This window comes from Vibrio sp. L5-1, assembly GCF_021728315.1.
In the GTDB taxonomy this organism is placed as follows: Bacteria; Pseudomonadota; Gammaproteobacteria; order Enterobacterales; family Vibrionaceae; genus Vibrio; species Vibrio splendidus_K.
On sequence record NZ_JAKKCQ010000001.1, the window covers coordinates 498,663 to 518,251 of the forward strand.

Annotated in this window: 14 protein-coding genes; 5 read left to right on the forward strand and 9 right to left on the reverse strand. The window is 44.3% G+C overall.

The genetic code is table 11. From position 1 onward, the window contains the following. Positions 1–2 precede the first annotated feature (2 nt). Both L3V35_RS02055 and L3V35_RS02060 read right to left on the reverse strand, forming a co-directional pair. Entirely contained in the window at positions 3–3,050 is a 3,048-nt protein-coding gene (locus L3V35_RS02055; protein ID WP_237298216.1) for an efflux RND transporter permease subunit, read from the reverse strand. 9 nt (positions 3,051–3,059) lie between these two features. Further along, positions 3,060–4,283: an efflux RND transporter periplasmic adaptor subunit gene (locus L3V35_RS02060; RefSeq protein ID WP_171309400.1), complete on the reverse strand. Its 1,224-nt coding sequence runs from the start codon at positions 4,281–4,283 to the stop codon at positions 3,060–3,062. A 172-nt stretch (positions 4,284–4,455) separates the two neighbouring features. On the opposite strand from L3V35_RS02060, the gene L3V35_RS02065 reads away from it, so the two are divergent. The 3 genes from L3V35_RS02065 to L3V35_RS02075 all read left to right on the forward strand — a co-directional run bounded on the left by L3V35_RS02065 (position 4,456) and on the right by L3V35_RS02075 (position 8,329). Beyond that, positions 4,456–4,716 carry a hypothetical protein gene (locus L3V35_RS02065; RefSeq protein WP_054545625.1) on the forward strand — a complete coding sequence of 87 codons (261 nt, stop codon included), beginning with the start codon at positions 4,456–4,458 and terminating at the stop codon, positions 4,714–4,716. 147 nt (positions 4,717–4,863) lie between these two features. Continuing rightward, positions 4,864–6,582 (forward strand): aspartate-alanine antiporter, encoded by a 1,719-nt coding sequence (gene aspT / locus L3V35_RS02070; protein WP_237298218.1) that lies wholly within the window; start codon positions 4,864–4,866, stop codon positions 6,580–6,582. A gap of 148 nt (positions 6,583–6,730) precedes the next feature. Further along, entirely contained in the window at positions 6,731–8,329 is a 1,599-nt protein-coding gene (locus L3V35_RS02075) for a bifunctional aspartate transaminase/aspartate 4-decarboxylase (protein WP_237298219.1), read from the forward strand. Positions 8,330–8,442: 113 nt separating this feature from the next. Here the strand turns inward: L3V35_RS02075 and L3V35_RS02080 are convergent, their stop codons facing one another. The 7 genes from L3V35_RS02080 to L3V35_RS02110 all read right to left on the reverse strand — a co-directional run bounded on the left by L3V35_RS02080 (position 8,443) and on the right by L3V35_RS02110 (position 17,734). Next, positions 8,443–9,132: a hypothetical protein gene (locus tag L3V35_RS02080; protein WP_237298220.1), complete on the reverse strand. Its 690-nt coding sequence runs from the start codon at positions 9,130–9,132 to the stop codon at positions 8,443–8,445. Then, positions 9,132–10,313 (reverse strand): outer membrane protein transport protein, encoded by a 1,182-nt coding sequence (locus L3V35_RS02085; RefSeq protein ID WP_237298221.1) that lies wholly within the window; start codon positions 10,311–10,313, stop codon positions 9,132–9,134. The genes L3V35_RS02080 and L3V35_RS02085 overlap by 1 nt, the downstream gene beginning before the upstream one ends. 93 nt (positions 10,314–10,406) lie before the next feature. After that, positions 10,407–11,219 (reverse strand): crotonase/enoyl-CoA hydratase family protein, encoded by an 813-nt coding sequence (locus L3V35_RS02090; protein ID WP_237298222.1) that lies wholly within the window; start codon positions 11,217–11,219, stop codon positions 10,407–10,409. 237 nt (positions 11,220–11,456) lie between these two features. Next, entirely contained in the window at positions 11,457–13,451 is a 1,995-nt protein-coding gene (fhuB, locus tag L3V35_RS02095; protein ID WP_237298223.1) for a Fe(3+)-hydroxamate ABC transporter permease FhuB, read from the reverse strand. Beyond that, positions 13,451–14,389: an iron-siderophore ABC transporter substrate-binding protein gene (locus L3V35_RS02100; protein WP_237298224.1), complete on the reverse strand. Its 939-nt coding sequence runs from the start codon at positions 14,387–14,389 to the stop codon at positions 13,451–13,453. Before L3V35_RS02100 ends, fhuB begins: the two co-directional genes overlap by 1 nt. Before the next feature lie 82 nt (positions 14,390–14,471). Beyond that, complete coding sequence (locus L3V35_RS02105) at positions 14,472–16,619, reverse strand: TonB-dependent siderophore receptor (protein ID WP_237298225.1); 2,148 nt, start codon at positions 16,617–16,619, stop codon at positions 14,472–14,474. A 206-nt stretch (positions 16,620–16,825) separates the two neighbouring features. Further along, on the reverse strand, positions 16,826–17,734 hold the full coding sequence (locus L3V35_RS02110; RefSeq protein WP_017091277.1) for a helix-turn-helix domain-containing protein: 909 nt from the start codon (positions 17,732–17,734) through the stop codon (positions 16,826–16,828). A gap of 220 nt (positions 17,735–17,954) precedes the next feature. Between L3V35_RS02110 and L3V35_RS02115 the strand changes: the two genes are divergently transcribed. After that, on the forward strand, positions 17,955–18,716 hold the full coding sequence (locus L3V35_RS02115) for a siderophore ferric iron reductase (RefSeq protein WP_171309409.1): 762 nt from the start codon (positions 17,955–17,957) through the stop codon (positions 18,714–18,716). Between the two features lie 77 nt (positions 18,717–18,793). Beyond that, positions 18,794–19,579, forward strand: a complete 786-nt coding sequence (locus tag L3V35_RS02120; RefSeq protein ID WP_237298226.1) for an ABC transporter ATP-binding protein — start codon at positions 18,794–18,796, stop codon at positions 19,577–19,579. Positions 19,580–19,589 lie beyond the last annotated feature (10 nt).

A 19,589-nucleotide genomic window follows, 5' to 3' on the forward strand; every position in this document is an offset into this window, starting at 1 on the left:
GACTAAACTTCTTGCTCTTGCCCGCGGTGATCCGCAGCCAAGTAGGTGTATATCGTTGGTACAACGAACAGAGTGAATAATGTGCCCACCGACATACCAACCGTGATGACCAAACCAATCGAGAAACGGCTTTGAGCACCAGCTCCGCTTGCAATGAGCAGCGGTACGACACCGACAACCATCGCAGCTGTGGTCATCAATACCGGTCTCATTCGAACAGTCGCTGAACGAATAGCGGCCTCGCGTCGGCTACATTTCAATTCCTGTTGCATTTGGTTTGCAAACTCCACAATCAGAATACCGTGCTTACTGATTAAGCCTATCAAGGTCACCAGCCCTACTTCGGTGTATATGTTGAGCGTATCAATGCCTAAATACAGTGGCATCAGAGCACCAAAGATAGACAATGGCACACTGGTTAATACCACTAGTGGGTCTCGCAAACTTTCAAATTGAGCAGCCAGAACCAAGTAAATAATCACAAGAGCAAGGAAGAACGTCGTAACCAGTGAAGAGCCTTCTTGTAGGAACTGTCTCAATTGGCCTGAAGTATCCGTCGTATAAGATTTAGGCAATATCTTCGCTGCCCCTTCTTCCATCACTTTATAGGCTTCACCGATACTGATTCCCGGCATCATTTTCGCTTCAATCATGGCGCTATTAAGCTGTTGAAACTGATCCACTTTCGATGGCTGTACTGATTGGCTAATTTCAATCAATGACGCCAGCGGGACCATCTCATTGGTGTTAGAGCGTACGTGGTAGCTCTTCAGATCATCCCAAGAGTTACGGTTCTCGTTAGGTACCTGAGTGATAACTTGATAGCTGCGCTGATCCATCGAGAAGTAATTCACGAAGCCTTCACTGATAAAGCGAGACAACACGGTACCGATGTCTTGTGCGTTCACGTTCATCTGAGCCGCTTTATCGCGGTCGATGCGAATCTCTACCTGTGGTTTATTAAAATTCAGGTCGTTTTGTACATAGATGAATTTGCCACTCTTTTGTGCGTACTCTTTCAGTTTTTCAGCGTACTGATAGAGATCCTGATAAGAACCCGTTGGCGTTTTCAGAACCATTTGGAATGGCAGACCTTGCGGCGTGCCTGGCAAATCCGGTGGAGAGAAGGTATACACCTGCAAACCCGGTAATACAGAACTCTCTTTTTCGAAACGTTGCATTACCTCTTTTGCCGTTGCGTCACGCGAATCCCAATCTTTCAATACACCCAAACCAAAGAACGCATTGTTGTTCATGTAACCGTTATCTAGCATGGTCATTTCGACTTCATCGTTCTTGCTGATAGAGTCAATCAGAGCCGGAGTAAAGTGGCGAATGTAATCGGTATTCGCTTGTGCAGGACCTTGTCCCATCACAATCATCACGCCTTGATCTTCTTCAGGTGCCAGTTCAGATGAAGTATTCATAAACATGAACACCAGACTGATCAGCAACGTTCCTACCACAGGCCAAATATAAACACGGTTATTCAACACATGTTCGAGCACTTTACGATAGCGCTCTGTTACGCCTTCAATTACCGCATCGATTTTCTTAACCAGTTTTCCGTCGAGAACCGATTTATTAAGCAGTTTTGAACACATCATCGGCGTTAGCGTTAAGGCGATGAAACCCGAAATTAGTACTGAACCCGCCAAAGTGAATGCGAATTCAGTAAACAACTTACCGGTGAGTCCACCCATGAAACCAATCGGCGCATACACTGCGGCCAATGTAATGGTCATCGCAATAACCGAGCCTGCAATTTCACGAGCACTGTCTATTGCTGCCTTAATTGGGCTAGTGCCGTCTTCTAAGTGGCGAAAGGTGTTTTCCACAACAACGATGGCATCATCAACCACCAGCGATATTGCTAATACCATGGCAAGCAGCGTCAACAGGTTAATACTGAAGCCCATGCTCAACATGAAGAACATAGAGCCAATCAATGACAAAGGAATCGTTACAAGTGGTATCAACATCGCTCGCATTGAGCCCAAAAAGGCGAAGATAACGATGACTACGATCAGTGCGGCTTCGATTAAGGTTTTTGCTACTTCATCAATTGAGGTTTCGATAAACTTAGTCGAGTCATAGATTACATCCGCTTTAATACCTTCAGGTAAGCCTGCTTGGATCTGTGGAAGCAATTCGTAAATGCCTTCAACAACGGTCAATGGGTTAGATGTTGCCGTATTACTGATCGCCGTTGATACGGTAGTCACACCATTGAATTCAACGTCTGAGTCATAGTTTGCTGCGCCTAGTTCAACCGTCGCCACATCTTTTAAGTGCACCAGTTGCCCGTCATGCGCTTTCAAAGCCATGTTCTTGAAATCGTCTACCGAACTTGAATCGGTATGGGCGTTAATATCAACTTCGATATAAGGGTTTTGCAACTTGCCCGCCGCACTCACAATGTTATTTGCACGAAGCGCGTTTTGAACATCTTCAGCCGTCAGACCATATGAAGCCAGTCGTTGAGGGTTCAGCCAGATTCGCATTGCAAAATCTTCTTGCCCCAATATGTCGACCTTTGACACCCCCTCAACAGTAGAGAAAGTCGGCTTAACTACGCGGCTCACATAGTCCGAGACTTGCTCCGTCTTCAATGTGTCACTCGAAAATGAAACATATAAGATCGGAGATTGAGACGTCGATTTAAGAATACTCGGGGCCAATACACCCGACGGCAGCTTATATTTCACTTGCTGCACGAGAGACAAAATTTCGGTCAAAGCACTATCAGACGGGTACCCTAGCTTCAAATAAACCGTGATAACCGACTTACCCAGAGCACTATCCGATGTCATGTAATCAATGCCCGCTGTTTGAGCAATTTCTGCCTGCAGTGGCTGCGTCACATACCCTTGAACGCTGGATGCACTGGCACCTGGATAACTCGTTGTAATGGTAATAACGCCTGTTTCAATTTCTGGATATTGACGCACTTGCAGTGAGGTGAAGGCTTTAAGGCCTAACACCAACAGTACAAGGCTTAATACCGTAGCCAAAACTGGACGTTTGATAAATACATCAGTAAATGTCATGGGAGTTTCCTAGTTACTTTGCTTAGTACTTTTGTCAGTAATCAACGGATGTTGGTTATTAACCAGAACCCATCCACTATTCTTGAGTTGGTGTTGGTTTGAAGTCACAACCACATCCCCTGCTTTCAAGCCCGAAACCACACCAACATAACCGCCTTGTTTGGGGCCGACTTCAACAGTGCGCTGCACAACCTTGTACTCGTAAAATGGTGATGCATCGTTGCTCGAATGTTCACTGGCCTTTTTAGTGGACGTATCCAACACAAACACGGTGTTCCCATACAAGGTGTAACTGATCGCAACGGAAGGTACCGCCACAATAGTGTCCGATTCTGATGTGATTAACGTAGCGTCGACATACATACCCGCCTCTAACGGCACGGCTTGGTTAGCCATGGCTCTCAATTCGATATTGTGCGTGTTGCTGTCTGAGCTCGGTTCAATGGCAGAAATAGTGCCGTGAAAGACTTCGTCGTTCGTTGCTTCTGAATTAAACTGTAAATCTTGCCCTACCTTCACATCGTGTAAATAAAGCTCTGGAATAGAGAAATCGACATATTGCTTTGATTTGTCTTCCAGTTCGACAATCGCTGTGCTTGAATTAATAAAGTCACCCACATCGATATTACGAATCCCAACGCTGCCAGAAAATGGCGCTTTCACTTTCATGTAGTCAATTTGCGTAGAAATATATTCCAGCTTTGCACCTTCAGCATTAAATTGAGCTTGTAGCTTATCAACCGAATTTTTTGAAACACTGTTATTTCTAAGGAGCAATTTATTTCTCATCAATTCGACTCTTACCAATTCAACTTTGGATAGCTGACTCTTATAGTTGGACTTCAATAACGCATCATCCAATTTAACAAGAACATCACCCTTATTTACTTGCTGACCTGAAGTAAAGAGAATCTCTTTTACTTGGCCTGACATTTGGCTCGTCACATCAATAGATTGATTAGAATGAATGTTACCAATGACTTTTAAACTTTTATCCCAAGTATCTTGGTTTACTTTTTCCGTTGTTACAGATATAGCTGGCAATTTAAAATTATCGACCTTCTCTTTGATCATTTCACCTTTTACATAATGAAAACCAAATACAAAAGACAGTAATATAAAAAGAGCTAACCCGACGATAACGCCTTTATACTTACTCATGTGTTCACCTTGTTTTTTAAGTCTGGTCATTCTACCTATCGACACTGCCAATAAATCAAACTCATATAACATCCAGCCAATCTTATATAAAATAAAAATCAAAATTTAAAAATCAAACACTTACAATGAAAACATCAATCGAAACTCAATTTTTATTTTATTGCTATTTTATTTGAACATGATTTATCTATTTTCTCGATCGATATAATTCTCATCGTTCCTTAAACAAATAAACGAGTTAACTATGTCGAATCAAATTAATCATACTAAAGTCGCTATTAAAGAAAAGATGAAACGTATATATGGAGAAGATGTTACCCATAAACATAATAAAGACCATTTAGAATATAGAGAGCATCAACCTTCTCATTCTGGTCAACATGGTGGCGCCCCAGAAGGTCATAAGCATTTAGTCAATCACCATTCTGATGGTCATCATGATAAACATCACAAAGATAAAATACATGACCATAAAAAATCATCGCGACTGCATCATAAAAAGTAGAAGGCTGGATGAAGTCCAGATTATTAAAAAATAAAGCATTAGATCAGTTCATCAACCAAACCTTGATTAATGCTTAATCAAACGTTAAACCAAATTAAAAAATGAAATAGCGATTCAATGATGATGCTATTTCATTCAAGGATTACTATGTCATTTATTATTGAACAACTTAGAGACTATCCGTTTATAGCGCTCTTTTTATCACTCGGTCTCGGTTACTTAATCGGTAAAATTAAAATCGGTAAGTTTGAATTAGGTGGAATCGCAGGTTCACTGCTTGTTGCTGTAGCACTTGGTCAGATCGGCGGTATCGCGATCTCTAACGAAGTAAAAAGCATCTTCTTTGCTTTATTTATTTTTATGGTGGGTTACAACGGCGGTCCGCAGTTTTTCTCATCATTCCGTCTTTCATCGCTAACACGCTTATTCGCTTCATTCGTGATGACGTTTGTAGGATTAGTCACGGTTGTATTGCTCTCTAAGTGGGCAGGACTAGACAAGGGGTTAGCGGCAGGTCTTGCAGCTGGCGGCTTAACGCAATCAGCAATTATCGGTACGGCAGGTAACGCGATAGATCAGCTCAACCTTGCTCCCGATGTGACTTCAACACTAAAGACAAACGTGGCTGTAGGTTACTCGATCACCTACATCTTTGGTTCTCTTGGCCCAATATTAATGATGTCTCTTATTCCTATGGTGATGGGTTGGAACATTACTAAAGAAGCGAAAAAACTCGCAGAAAAAATGGGCGCTGGCAACAAGCAGTTAAACGAGGGTGAATTCTCAGCACTAAACCGCGTGTCTTCACGAGCTTACCAAGTAACAGCAAATTCTATCTTTACTGGTAAAAGCGTTGCTGAACTTGAAGAAGCATTCGACGCAGACTTAACGATTGAAACGATTTACCGCACCAAAGGCGAGACAGAATCGACTTTAGATATCTCTAAGAACCCTATCTTAGCGGCTGGAGACAAGGTTTATCTTACAGGCCTTACTCGTGCCTTCCCGAGAGTCACTGCGCTTGGCATAGAACTCGGTGAATTCAACTCAGAAAACAACGTTATTCATACTCAGCAAAAGATTGTACTCACCAACAAAAAACTCGCAGGTATCACACTGCGTAAGCTCCACGATGAAACAAACGCACGCATTCGCCGTGGTGTTTATATCGCTCAGCTATCTCGTATGGGTCACGATATCTCAACACTACCAGAAACCGAATTACACCTTGGCGACGAAATTACGTTAGTGGGGCAAAAAGAAGACCTTGCCAAAGTCGTCAAGAAAATCGGCTACAACAGCCCACTGCCTAGTGTTACTGACTTCGTAACAATGTCTTTCGGCATGGTGCTTGGCTATCTGATTGGCGAGATTGGTTTCACTATCGGTGGTTCTCATATCGCTCTAGGTTCAGGTTTAGGTTGTCTGGTTTCCGGCCTACTTGTGGGCTACCTAAGAATGCGTACACCTCGTTTAGGCAGTGTTAACCATGGCGCAGCCAACTTTATGCAAACATTCGGCCTTGCAGTATTTGTCGCGGTTGTTGGTATCAACGCAGGCGCTCCAGCACTGACTGCAATCAAAGAGAATGGCATAACGCTATTACTACTCGGTGTATTGGTGACTCTGATTCCTCAAATACTGACGTTCCTATTCAACTACTACGTACTCAAAATCAAAAACCCAGTAGAAGCGCTAGCGGTTATCGCGGGTAGCCGCAGTGCAAACCCTGCATTCGCATCGCTACTAGAAAAAACACAAAACAGCACACCAGTACCGAGTTTCACGATGACTTATGCGGTTGCCAATATCTTCCTCACCTTATGGGGTCCGATCATCATCAACCTAATTACCAAAATCTCGTAATCAACATCGAATCAGCCAATTGATGATTCAACTTATTCATTGACTACTTAACACAGTAGCTAGCCAAGCAGGCTAGCTGCTCAAAGAAATTAACTCATTTATCTATCCAAAAAACTTGGTTCTTAAACAAATTTAAAGAGAAACGACTATGAAACGCACAGATGAAAAACGCCTAGAAACACTAAGCCCATTCGAAGTAAAAAACACACTGATCGACCTTGCTCAACATTCACATGAAAAAACCATGATCAACGCTGGTCGTGGTAACCCAAACTGGGTCGCGACAGCGCCACGTGAAGCCTTTTTCCAATTAGGTATGTTTGCACTAGAAGAATCAAAATCGAATTTCTCAGGATATGAAGGCTTTGGTGGAATGGGAGTTCAACAAGATATTAGCCTGCGCTTTCTTCAGTTTTGTGAAAAATACGAAGACCAAGAAGGTGTGCAATTCCTCATTGAAGCCTTCCAGTTTATTACGGATCAATACCAGGTAGACGGTGATGCGCTTATTTATGAATGGGTTGAGGGGATTCTAGGTAACAACTACCCAGTGCCTGATCGCATGCTCAAATATTCGGAACTCATTGCTCGCAAATACATTGAGCAAGAAATGGCGGGGTCGCAGCCATTACCTGCTGGGAAGTTTGACCTATTTGCTGTTGAGGGTGGCACAGCGGCCATGGTTTACATCTTTAACACGCTAAAGAGTAACCGACTATTGAACCCTGGTGACACCATCGCGATTGGTGCGCCGATTTTCACCCCGTATATTGAAATGCCAGAGCTAGAAGATTACGCGCTCAACAAAGTAGAAATCATGGCGGATGAAGCGTCTGCGTGGAAAATTCCAGACTCTGAATTAGAAAAACTGAACGATCCAAGTGTTAAAGCTTTCTTCCTCGTTAACCCAAGCAACCCTGCTTCGGTTCGATTAAGCGATGAGACACTCTATAAGATTGCAGAGGTTGCTAACCGCCGCCCTGACCTAATCCTTCTTACAGATGATGTATATGGCACTTTCGCTGATAACTTCACATCACTAGCGATGCTGGCTCCGAAGAACACGATTCTAGTGTACTCGTACTCTAAGTACTTTGGTGCAACAGGCTGGCGTTTAGGCGTGATTGGCGTACACGAAGACAATAATTTCGACCGCATGATTCGAGATCTTCCAGAAGACACTCGAAGCACGTTATCTCAGCGATACCAAGGCATTGCACTTGAGCCGAGTAAGATTAAGTTCATTGATCGTTTAGTGGCAGACAGCCGTGCAGTAGCACTGAACCATACGGCCGGTCTTTCAACACCTCAGCAGATTCAGATGACAATGTTCTCGCTACTGTCTTTGATGAAGGATGGTGAAGAATACAAACGACTCGCGAAACAAATTGTGCGTCGTCGCTACCACACTCTAATGCAGAATAACTTAGCCGCGCCAATCGTTGCTGAAGGCGATCAAACCGGTGCATTCTATTACGTGGAGATTGATCTGAAAGAGATTGCTCAAACGATTCACAGCAACGATTTCTTCGCATGGTTAGAAGAAACGTATGAGCCGCTTGATTTCTTGGTACGCCTTGCAGAAGAACATGGTGTGATTGTGATGCCTGGGGCAGGTTTTGATGCGCCAACGTGGTCTCTGCGTGTGTCTCTCGCGAATCTAGAGGAAGCACAATACGCAAATATCACCAAAGCGATGAACGCGGTAATGCAAAGCTATGTTGAACGTTACGAAGCGGCTTGCTAACACGACCTCAACACTAGAAAGCTCATAGAAGAGCGATAAGTTCTGAGTGTAGATTCACTAAATTAGTGGGCCTACACTCAGTTCTTTTTATCTAAGACGATATGTTAGAAAAGCTATTTGAACTCATAGGTATAAGAAGCGCCAACACTGTTATTTTCACCGAAGTCATCCTCAGCAAAAATAGTGAAGAAGTTGAATGATTGAGCATCACTCAACTTGTAGCTAGCACCGACGCCTGCCCAATACCCTGAATAATCATCAGACCCCATTGAACCGCCACCGAATCCCATGATAGACCATTCATCAGTAATCGTTTTTAAACCAAACGCACCAATGTAGCCACCGTGTGTTGAGCTTGGCATCAACACATAGTCAGAACCAACGTTATCGTCATCGAAAACAGCTACTTCGCCGTCATTATAGCTGTAACCAGCCATAGGGAAGATTTGCCAACCGAACGGCTCAATATCGAAATAGCTCAGTGGTATAAATGTGCCAATACTGTAGTTGTTCTTATAAGCATCGTTGTCATATTCAGAACGGCTAAAGTTGAAGTTCACAATACCCATAGGCAACAGCCAAGAACCACCAAGTCGCCACTCTTCACCGTCTGCATTGACACGAGCATTTATCATGCGCGCTTCATCAAGCCCAACAGAGCCCGAAAACTTCAGTTCTTCGTTATAAGCAATGCCGGCTTTGGTTACGATCTTAGTGGGATCATCAGGGTGCTTCTCTTCAGCCAAAGCATCCATCGATCCGAACGTTGCCACAGCAACAAGTAATAGATTACGTAATGTCATTAGAAGGTCGCACTAACGCCAACAAAGTGGATGCGACCGTCGAATGAGCCGTTTAGCAAAGTATTACCTTTTGGTCCACTTCGATTCATATCAACTGAACCTAAATCCGCATACTCGTAGAACATATCAATCAAGATGTCATCCCAATACGTTGAAGCACCTACCGAGTAGCGGTACTGCTCGCCAACAGGGAGGTCAACCCACTGCATTGAAGGATCATCCTGCGGAGAAGTCTCATAAGAAAAGCCCGCTTTTAAACGCCAATCTGAATTCAATTGATAGTCAGCACCAACCGCAAACTTCCACACGTCGTCCCAATCGCGCTCAAGTGGAACACCACTAATTGGGCTTCCAGCAACACCAAAATCAAGAACTGTTGTATCCCACTCACTCCAACGATGTAATTGCACACTAGCCAATAAGTCGAGCTTTGGGTTAAGTGCGTAACTAGCGCTGATATCAACGATCTCTGGCAAAGCAAGATCCATAGCTAGAGAGTTAGAAAAATCTTCTACCCCTCTTAACTCATTATTAAACTCGTGCTCAAGCTTTGACCGATAGCTAGCACCCAACTTAAGTTTATCCGACGGCGTAAACATTACACCTAGGTTATAACCATAAGCCCAGTCAGTGTCTTGCTTTGCTGTAAAAACAGAGGATGACTGTTGTAACGCAGCCCAACTTAACTGGATACCGGCACCAACCGACCACTGGTCATTCAGTTGGTAGCTTAGTGATGGATTCACTTGCATTGCTGTGAGAGTGATATCTTCTAGAAGTGTAGCACCCGCCCATTCACTGCCGTAATCAAGGCTTGAACCACCGACAGCACCAAGCGCAATACCAAGGTGTAATTTGTCGGTGACTTGATGTGCATGAAACGCGCCAAATGAAGGCAACACTGAATGGCCTTTACCATCCTGCTTGTCGCCGTTATCTTGATATTTCATCTCAAGATCAAACGCCATAGTATTAATGGTCGTCTTGCTTTCGCCCATGTGTGACATGGTGGCTGGGTTGGTCCACATCGCCGCAGCCGAACGAGTGTAAACACCATCACCAGCACCAGTAGTACCGGCATTGGCGACAACAGCTTCTTGCAAAAACAAACCACTTGCGAAAGCATTTAAGCTTGTAAAAATTGCGGTGGCAGCTAGCGAGTAAGTAAAAGTTTTGTTCATCAGATTGCTCATTTAGCCTTAGACATAAAATTGCTCTAAGGTTACCGCAAAGCCCCATAAACAAATGGAATATCCGTTATTCCTGTACAAACGCTATTTGAACTTTCTCGCGACGTATGAACGTGGCTTGTCTCGATGAATTTCACGTTGAGCAGCAATTGCTCTGTTCTTACCTAACCCTACCTTTATCTGATACCAGGTCTCGTAAAATACGGCCATGCCAGGGCTTGACCACCAAGTCTTGTTGTAAAGTTTCTTATTAGCTGCGACGACATCTGGCGACCGATTCGCACATTCAAGTGCCAACGCATAAGCTTCAGCGTAAGGGTCTTCGGCAATCTTGGTTACCAGCCCATAGTCTTTCGCTGTTTCACAGTCGATCACTTTAGCGGTCATCGCCATTTCTAAGGTGTGATCTTTACGCATTAACTCTCGAAATGCGATGGCGCCTCCCATGTCAGGAATCAAACCCCATTTGGCTTCCAGTATAGAGAAAGTCGCGTCTGGACTGGCCATCCTAAAATCACCACCACTGGCTAATTGAAGGCCGCCTCCCCAACAACGACCATGAATCGCAAAAATGACAGGACATGGGATCTCTCGCCAACCAAGCGAAAAGTGCTGCGCAGCATTAGGTAATGTCGGTAACCATTTGAACAAAAGCTTCATCGCCCCAACTTTACTGTTCAATAACGATTTAACATCTAAGCCTGAACAAAAATCGGAACCACTGCCCTTAACAATAACAGCTCGAATATCTCTGTTCTTCTTGAGCTCACTTATCATGTCATTAACGGCTTCAAACATCGCCATATCAATAGCATTGAGCTTATCGGGTCGATTCAACACAACCGTCGCAATTTGGTTTTCATCGATAGAATAAGTAATACGATCGAGGTTTGGCATGGTGGCTACCTTATAAGTGGTCAGACCTTTAGATTATACATTTTATTAACATATGCCAAACTTGCACATTAAGAAGCGAGACCTGTGTTGCTTAACGCCGCCCCCTTACACAAACAACATCAATAAAAAAGCAGTGATGGATCGCTCTATTCACTGCTTTTCATTCGTAGCTTTTATTACCAATAGCTTTGAATACCATTAGCTTTGATAAGCAAGGACTCTCAGTTTTGCTAGAACCTATGTTCTTCGAGATTTCAATAACAAGAAGATGAAGTAGCTACCACCAATAATGGAAACTAACGTCCCTGCCGCAAGCTGCGCCGGAAACACCACCACTTGCCCTAACCAGTCTGCAAATAGCATGAGTGCAGCACCAATTAAAAACGACAATATGATCTGCTCTCGAACCAAACGTGCCCCCACCATTGCAGCGATATGCGGAGCTAACAAGCCGACAAACGCGACAGGCCCCATGGTGGTTGTCACGACCGAACATAAGATCGCAACAATACACAACAGTGCCACGTAGGCGATATTGATATTCAGCCCTCTGGCACTCGCGAACTGACGTCCAGTCGCAATTAAGGTCACCCAACGACTCAACAGCAGAGACACACCAATACAAGCCGTTATCACTATGGTCATAATTACTGCTGAATCAGGTTCAACACGATAGGTAGACCCTGCTAACCAAGCCAATAAAGTGTATTTCCCTTCACCCACTCGCGTTAAAGAGAATTGCACCAAAGCTTCCAATACCGCGGTCAGCGAAATACCAGTGAGGATCAAAATCGATGGCGCGAACTGATGCTTCTTGCCAAGGAACAATAATAGACAGAGTGCAATCGCACTGCCTAAGAAAGCAATCCAAGGGCTCAATGAGTGAATCGAATATCCCATAAACAAGCTGCTGAAAATCAAAGCTAGAACCGCACCCGCCGACACACCAAGAATATCTGGGCTTGCGAGCGGGTTGTAGACCAACCTTTGTAAAATCACCCCAGCCACCGCTAAGCCACCACCAGCGAATATCGCGGTTAACATTCTCGGCCAACGAATAGACCATTCAAATGCGTCTGGGATAACAAAGTAGCCCATATCAGAAGAAGGCTGTGACAATGCGCTCAACGCGAACAACCCGAAGATCATCAAGCCCAACAAGAAGTAAGCCAAAGATGAAATAGACTTCGGACCTTTAGGCATTGAGAAAAACAACTGATCTTGAGCAGACATTTGCTTTCTCGCAATAATGATCAACGCAGGAGCACCAATCACTGCGGTTGCCGTCCCTGTTGGAATCATGTCCAAAGACCATTGCGCCAAGAAGATCGCCAAGCTGTCAGTGACACACAGCAGTAACGCACCTAATACACAGCTTGCGATGAGTTCAGATTTCGCCTTTAGAAAACCTAGATGCCTAGCAATGTTCGGAGCAATCAAGCCGATAAAGCTGATCACGCCCACTGAGGTAATCGACACTGAAACCAACCAAACGCCAACCACCATCAATACAAAGAATGTGGTGCCAATATTGAGCCCGCGCGCTGCTGCCCCTTCTGTGCCGATGGAAAGCAAAGTCAGAACTCGCGGAGCTAAGAAGAATATGGCAAAAATCGGCAACAGCTTAGGCATCAACCAAAGCACTTGTTCCCAACCATTCTGTCCAAGGTCGCCCGCTCCCCATACAAACAGATTCTGTGCGTACTGGTCGTTGAGTAGAATAATCGCCGTTGCAAATGCCCCTAGCAATAAGTTGACCGCCATACCCGCCAATACAATTGGCAAGCCGCTCATATTTTTGATGCCAACAATGGAAACGATAAGCCCCATCGCAAGCAGCGCACCAATTAGAGCAAACCAAACTGAATACTGAGCGACCAACATCGGCCCAACCACATTCAGAATAACCAGACCAAGCCATGCGCCTGACGATGTACCGAGTGTAAGCGGAGACATCATGCGGTTCTGCGTTAACTGTTGAAACAGGCTACCTATAGTGCCGAGTGTTCCTCCGACCAAAATCGCCATCACTAAACGCGGCAAGTTGACATAGATTAGCGCCATCAGCTCGAATGATTCATCGACCATTGAGTTGAATGTCGCGCTGTCATTGATTTGTGAGAATTGCTGGAACAACTCACCGATAGGGCCAAATTCAGACTGCCCTAACCATAAATGAGCAAGGGCAGCGAGAAACAGAGTTGCCCCCATCATTAAACCACTGGATTTCATTACTGCTCCGCTAACGTCAACAACGATTGCGCCATCGCTTCTGCGTTATACAAAATCGACATAGCACCGCCGTAGCTCCAACTTGCTGCTACAGGGCTAAATTGACCATTGCGAACGAAAGGCATGCTCTTCCAAACCGGAGAGCGATCTAGCTTGTCTTGATATGGAAAAGGTTCAAAGTAAAGCGCAATGCCACCCTTGACGTTCTTCAGCTCTGTCATTCGTTTTTGACTGATGCCCCACTGGCTTGAGGGAAGATCCATCGCATTTTCAAAACCGAGCTGCTCAAGCGCATATTGTGGAATCGAGTTATCGCCGTAAATGAACACCGAAGTGGTGCTCGCAAAACGGAAAGAGGTGACTTTCGGCTTGTCGCCCGGATACGCTTTGTCTAACTCAGCTTTTAGAACAGCGATACGCTCATCCATTGCGGCCAGCTTTTGGTTCGCTTGTTCTTCTTTACCAAGCAACTGTCCGATCTTCTTTAAATTCTCAATAGCAGCCGCTGCATTGCTGTGTTGTTCGCTGTACGTTTGGTAGTAAAGCACGGGCGCAATTTCAGAAAGTCGTTCCTGAAGATCTTTCTGAGGAGAAGCGATAAGAATCACATCAGGGTTTAGCTTCTTCAAAGCAGAAAAATTCGGCTCAGTTCGAGTGCCAATATCCGCCACGCCTTCTGGAATTGCAGGTTGAACAACCCAATCGGTATAACCTGCAATATCAGGTACTGCTACTGGCGTGACACCGAGTTCAATCACTTGTTCGGCTATGTCCCAGTTCAGCGCAGCCACTCTAGCCGGTTGTGCTTCAAGGGTTTTAACACCCTCACTGTCTTCAACTTGAAAGTTGGCCATCGCTTGAGCTGATAACAACAAGCTCAATGAGACAATGAACGAACTCACTTTAGGAAAACGAGAAGTAAAATAGTTGGCTTTCATATAATCACTGTCACTTTTTAATTGTTTATTTAACGACAAAAGCAGCCTACACAGACTGCTTAGATTTATGTATTCAAATGAATTAAAACTCGTAGTTCACGCTGAGTTCTACTGACTGCTCTGCACCGAACCAACAGTTCGATTGGTCGTAGCAGGTGTAGTACTCTTCATTAAACAGGTTATTAACGAGCAAGTTAGCCGTTGCACCTGACAGAGTTTCACTTGCTTCCCCTAGGTCATAACCCACAGAGATATCAACGACAGTGTAAGACGGCACTTTCCCTTGAGTATTGGTTGCATCCATCTCCATGTCACCCATGTAACGAGCTCCCGCGCTCCAACGTGTACCCGCTAAAGCACCACCATAGACATAGTAATTACTCCATAAATTCGCAGCGTGTGTCGGTACGTAAATTGGTGTCGTTCCTTCAAGGTCAGGGTTTGCATCTTCCGTTACTTCCATATCGACGTATGTATAGCTCGCGTTCACATCCCAACCTTCCGTTACAAACCATCGGCCTTCGACTTCCACACCTTGAGAGCGTACTTCACCTAACTGAATCTTAGAGCGATATGTCGGATCTGATGGATCTGCTGCAATTGAGTCTTTCTTAGTAATATGGAAGTAAGAAGCCGTAACCTGTTGCGACATATCTGGAGACAGGTATTTGATACCCAACTCGACCTGTTCACCTAGCTGAGGTTTTAAAGAGTTACCATTAATGTCAGTACCTGCCGCCGGCTCAAAGCTCGTCGCGTAACTTACAAATGGAGAGATGCCATTATCTAACTCATACAAGGCACCTACGCGGTAAGAGAACTGATTGTGATCCGCTTTTTCTGTGCCATCGCTTGTTGGGTAAGTGCTCGTTTTATCGTCACTCGCTTTAAACATGTCGTAACGTCCACCAGCAAGTAAAACCAGCGCGTCGTAGCGAACTTGATCTTGGAAATACAAGCCCAGTTGCTCGGTAGTAATGTCGTGGGATTCACGGTAATTCTCTTGAAGCTGACTTTTATCCAAAAGGTCGTTATTTGGATTGTATGCGTTGAAATCACCGAAACTACTGTTTGCATCAAACTCTTTGTACAAAGAGTCACCTGTTAGCTTTAGGTAGTCGACACCGAATAGTAAATTGTGCTCTAAGCCACTAATTTCGACGCGGCCTGAAACTTGGTTATCGATAACAAAGCTTTGAGAGTCTTCATCCGTGCTATATACATTTCGAATTAAGCTACCAGTTGCGGCATTAAAATTCGTACCGCGATGGTAGGTGTTTTCTTGATATAGCGACGCATCGGAATAACGAGCGTTCTGAAGGAAAGTCCAGTTGTCATTGATTTGGTGGTTAATTTTGTAACCTAACATCAAGACTTCACGTTCAAAAGTACTCCAGTTCTTGTCGCCCATAGACACAGATGGATCACTTGCCTTCAATACGTCGAGCGGCATTGCAGAGTTAGTACCCATTGACGGATCATTCTGATAGTAAAGATTGAAGTTAATAAGTGTTCTATCAGATACCTGCCAATCTAGCGATGGAGCAATCACATAACGCTCTTCTTCAGCGTTATCAACTTGGCTGTCTTGTTTACGAGCGAGTGCAACTAAACGATATGAAAAGTCACTGTCACCTAACTGACCTGAAGTATCAATTGACGCTTCCATCAAGTTTCTTGAGCCTGTAGATACACCCACTTTTGTCGACCCGTCTTCTTGCGGTGCCTTCGCGATCATGTTGACCATACCACCCGGCGGCATCGATCCATACAACACAGACGTAGGGCCTTTAAACACTTCAACTTGCTGAATCGCAATAGGGTCGATCTGAGGTTGCAGGTTCCATCCAGTCAGGAACGGCAGAATCAAGCCATCGTAGTAACTCTGATTGTTACTAAACCCACGAATCGAGAACGTATCGTACATGGTTACTGATGCGCCCTTTTGCTCAGTCACAACACCCGGCGCGTATCTAAGCGCTTGGTTAAGAGACTTTACACCTCGTTGCTCTAACTGTTCTTCATCAATGACTGTAATACCTTGAGGTGTTTCTTCTGGCTCAAGTGCCGATTTAGTTGCTGTATTACGATAGGCTTTACCCATAATAGTGACAGTTTCTACATTCGAATCTGCCGCAGTAACGGTTTCTTTCGCCAATGCTTGCGCTGAGAACGCAGTCAGCAACGCTACTGCCAATGATGAATACTTAAAACGAGTGTGAGTGGTCATAATTCCCTCGGTACCAATGCTTAATATAAATAATAATAAATCTCATTTGCATTGTATGTATCTAGAGGTGGGATAATTAACAATTTGGTGCAAATTCAAAAAGAACTTGACCTATTTTTAGTAGAAAACGGTCAATTGGTGATTAAAAAGACAATTGACCCTATTGATAGGAAGGCTTTGCTAGAAGAGAGTGAGCGGGAATATGACTACGATTTAATAATAGGAACCCAGTACTCCATTTCAGCGTCAGAGGCATGTGCTTGGTAGGCAAACGGGTACACTTCAAGCTCATATCCATCAACGCCACGATAACCTGAACTTGGCATCCAATTCAGCACAAACCAACTCAAGGTGTGTCGTAAATTCTCAATTGGACCACAGTGCTTCACTACAGCATAAGTTTGCTTAGGAACCGTCAGTACCTCTAACCTTTCAGAGATAATACTCGGTAATTGCGGGATTGAAATTCCTTCCTGAAGCTCTACCCCTGCCCAATAGTGAATATTAGTCCCGTCAAAGCAAGACTGAGTCAGGTCAACCACGCCAATGAACTGGAGCACGTTGTCGTCAGGGATCTCAACCTCACCTTCTAAACGTGACCATAGCTGAGGGACTTTCTGAGCGAAGTCTTGCGTGAGTGAAAACAAACCACTGATTTCTGATGTCATACCTTTCACTAGGAAAGACTCTCTTTCATCAATGCGCACTTCCACAAAGCTTAACGCCCCTTTTTCAGAAGTACTCGCTGTTTCAGATACTTGTATCGGCTTTCTTAGCCCGACTCTTTTGCCTGCTTTTCTATACTGACTTGGGCTAGACCCAAACATCTGCTTAAACGAGCGACTAAAGCTTATTTCTGAATTGAACCCGAGCCCAAGAGCAATATCTATCACGCGCTCTTTTCCATCAAGCAGGTGTTCTGCAGCTTGGCTTAACTTTAGCTCTCTCACATAGTTAGCCACAGTAAGCCCTGTTTCGGCTTGAAACACTCTTTGAAGCTGCCAACGAGACCAACAGCTTTGTGTCGCAATATCTTCTAACGATAGCGAGGAGCTAAGGTTCGAATGGATATAGGTCAAAACGCGACTGATACGACCAAATGCAGGTGTGTTCATATTCAAGCTTTCATATTCTCTATAGTTGGCAGCGACATATTCGATTCATCAATACTTTTATCATTTAAAACGGCTTTTATCACTCAAAAAAAGAAGCGCTCATGTGTGTTCTATAAAATGACCAAAAGACAGAGGCACCGAGTAGATGCTCCATTTTGTATGGTTATCCTCGATCATGTCCGTTATGATAACGCTACTGATTCTCATTTAATGGTTTATGATGCTTTCCCAGCTGCACAATATTATCACTCGTCGGAGAGCCCCGTCTCTACATCAGAAAATCTTCGCTCACTCAAAACAAGTGACACCTTATTTAAGTGGAAGCTTTGGTGCTCTGCATAGCAAGAGCATTGCAATAACGAATGATGATAGCCATAAAGAAATCAAACGCGTTTACGATGGCCTTGCGCAGAGCCACCCTGAAGCAGGCAAAGCCTATTGGTTAACCCGAACGTGGGATCTGGTTTGCTGGCAACCAATCTACGTGACCTTTATATCTATCTACGGCCTTCACTCACTGCCTGATATTAAGAATATCGGCCAGTTTAGGTACAAAGAATTTGTCACAGGCTACCGTTTCTTTAATGGTGATCATGAACACGGCTCACCAGAAGAACTGATTCCACAAGCAGGCGAAGCTATTCTTGCACTAACAGAGTTTTATCGTAGCCAGATTAGTGAATGGACACGTATTCGTCCGGGGTTTACCAATCATCTACTTGCTGATCTATTACTAGGCAGCTTGATAAAACTACAGCAGCACGAACCGAGCCTAACCAACGATTATATCACTGAACAAGCTAAGCTTTGGTTAGAAGCATGCCAGTTACCTGAAAATCATTTAGACAGCCTTAAAATAGACGCTGATTCGGGGATGCTAAAACTGATCAGAATCAGCTGCTGTTTGGTTTATAAGTGTGATTCAAGAAAGTACTGCGACGATTGCCCAAGACACCCCGACAACAAAAAAACAGCTCAATAACACCCTCTATTTTTAAAAGCCAATAAAGCTCGTTTAATTTCACTGAAGCGCTTTATTAGCCTAGGCACAGGACTGACATGTTTCAGCTTTCAAACATCAAAATTGTTCGTGATGAACGAACGATTCTCTCAATCGAAGACCTCACGATTCCGACCAACGAACTGACCGTCGTTCTTGGCCATAATGGTTCGGGTAAATCTACACTCGTTAATTTACTCTCAGGGCAAATGTCTCCGGATCATGGCAGCGTGGAACTAGACGGTGCTTCCCTCTCTTCATTCAAAAGCAAAGACTTAGCCAAGCAGATTGCTTATTTACCGCAAAAGCTCCCCGCTTCTGCTGGCTTAACCGTAGAAGAGCTGGTTCGTTTAGGACGCTTCCCATGGAGAGGCGCACTAGGTCGTTGGAATTCAGAAGACAAATCGATTATCCAACAAGCGATGGAAAGAACCGGTGTCACTAAATTCTCTCAAGCTTTGGCGGATGATTTGTCTGGAGGAGAACGTCAACGAGCATGGGTCTCTATGTTACTCGCTCAGCAGTCACCGGTATTGATCCTTGATGAACCGACCTCTGCATTAGATGTTCATCATCAATTCCAGCTTATGGGTTTGTTGTCTGAACTCAACAAAAAGGAAAACGTCGGGGTTATCGTCATTTTACACGATTTGAACCTAGCGCTTCGTTACGCGACGCATATTGTCGCCCTGAAAAAAGGTCAGATTGCGTTCGAAGGCAGCGCGGATAAGTTGCTTGATGAACAAGCGCTATCGGCTTTGTATGAGTCCTCTATCCGACTGATCGATCATCCAGTTCCAGCCAATACTGCAGCCAGTGAGAAGGTTGCAGTCGTCTGTGAATAGTTCGGGCATT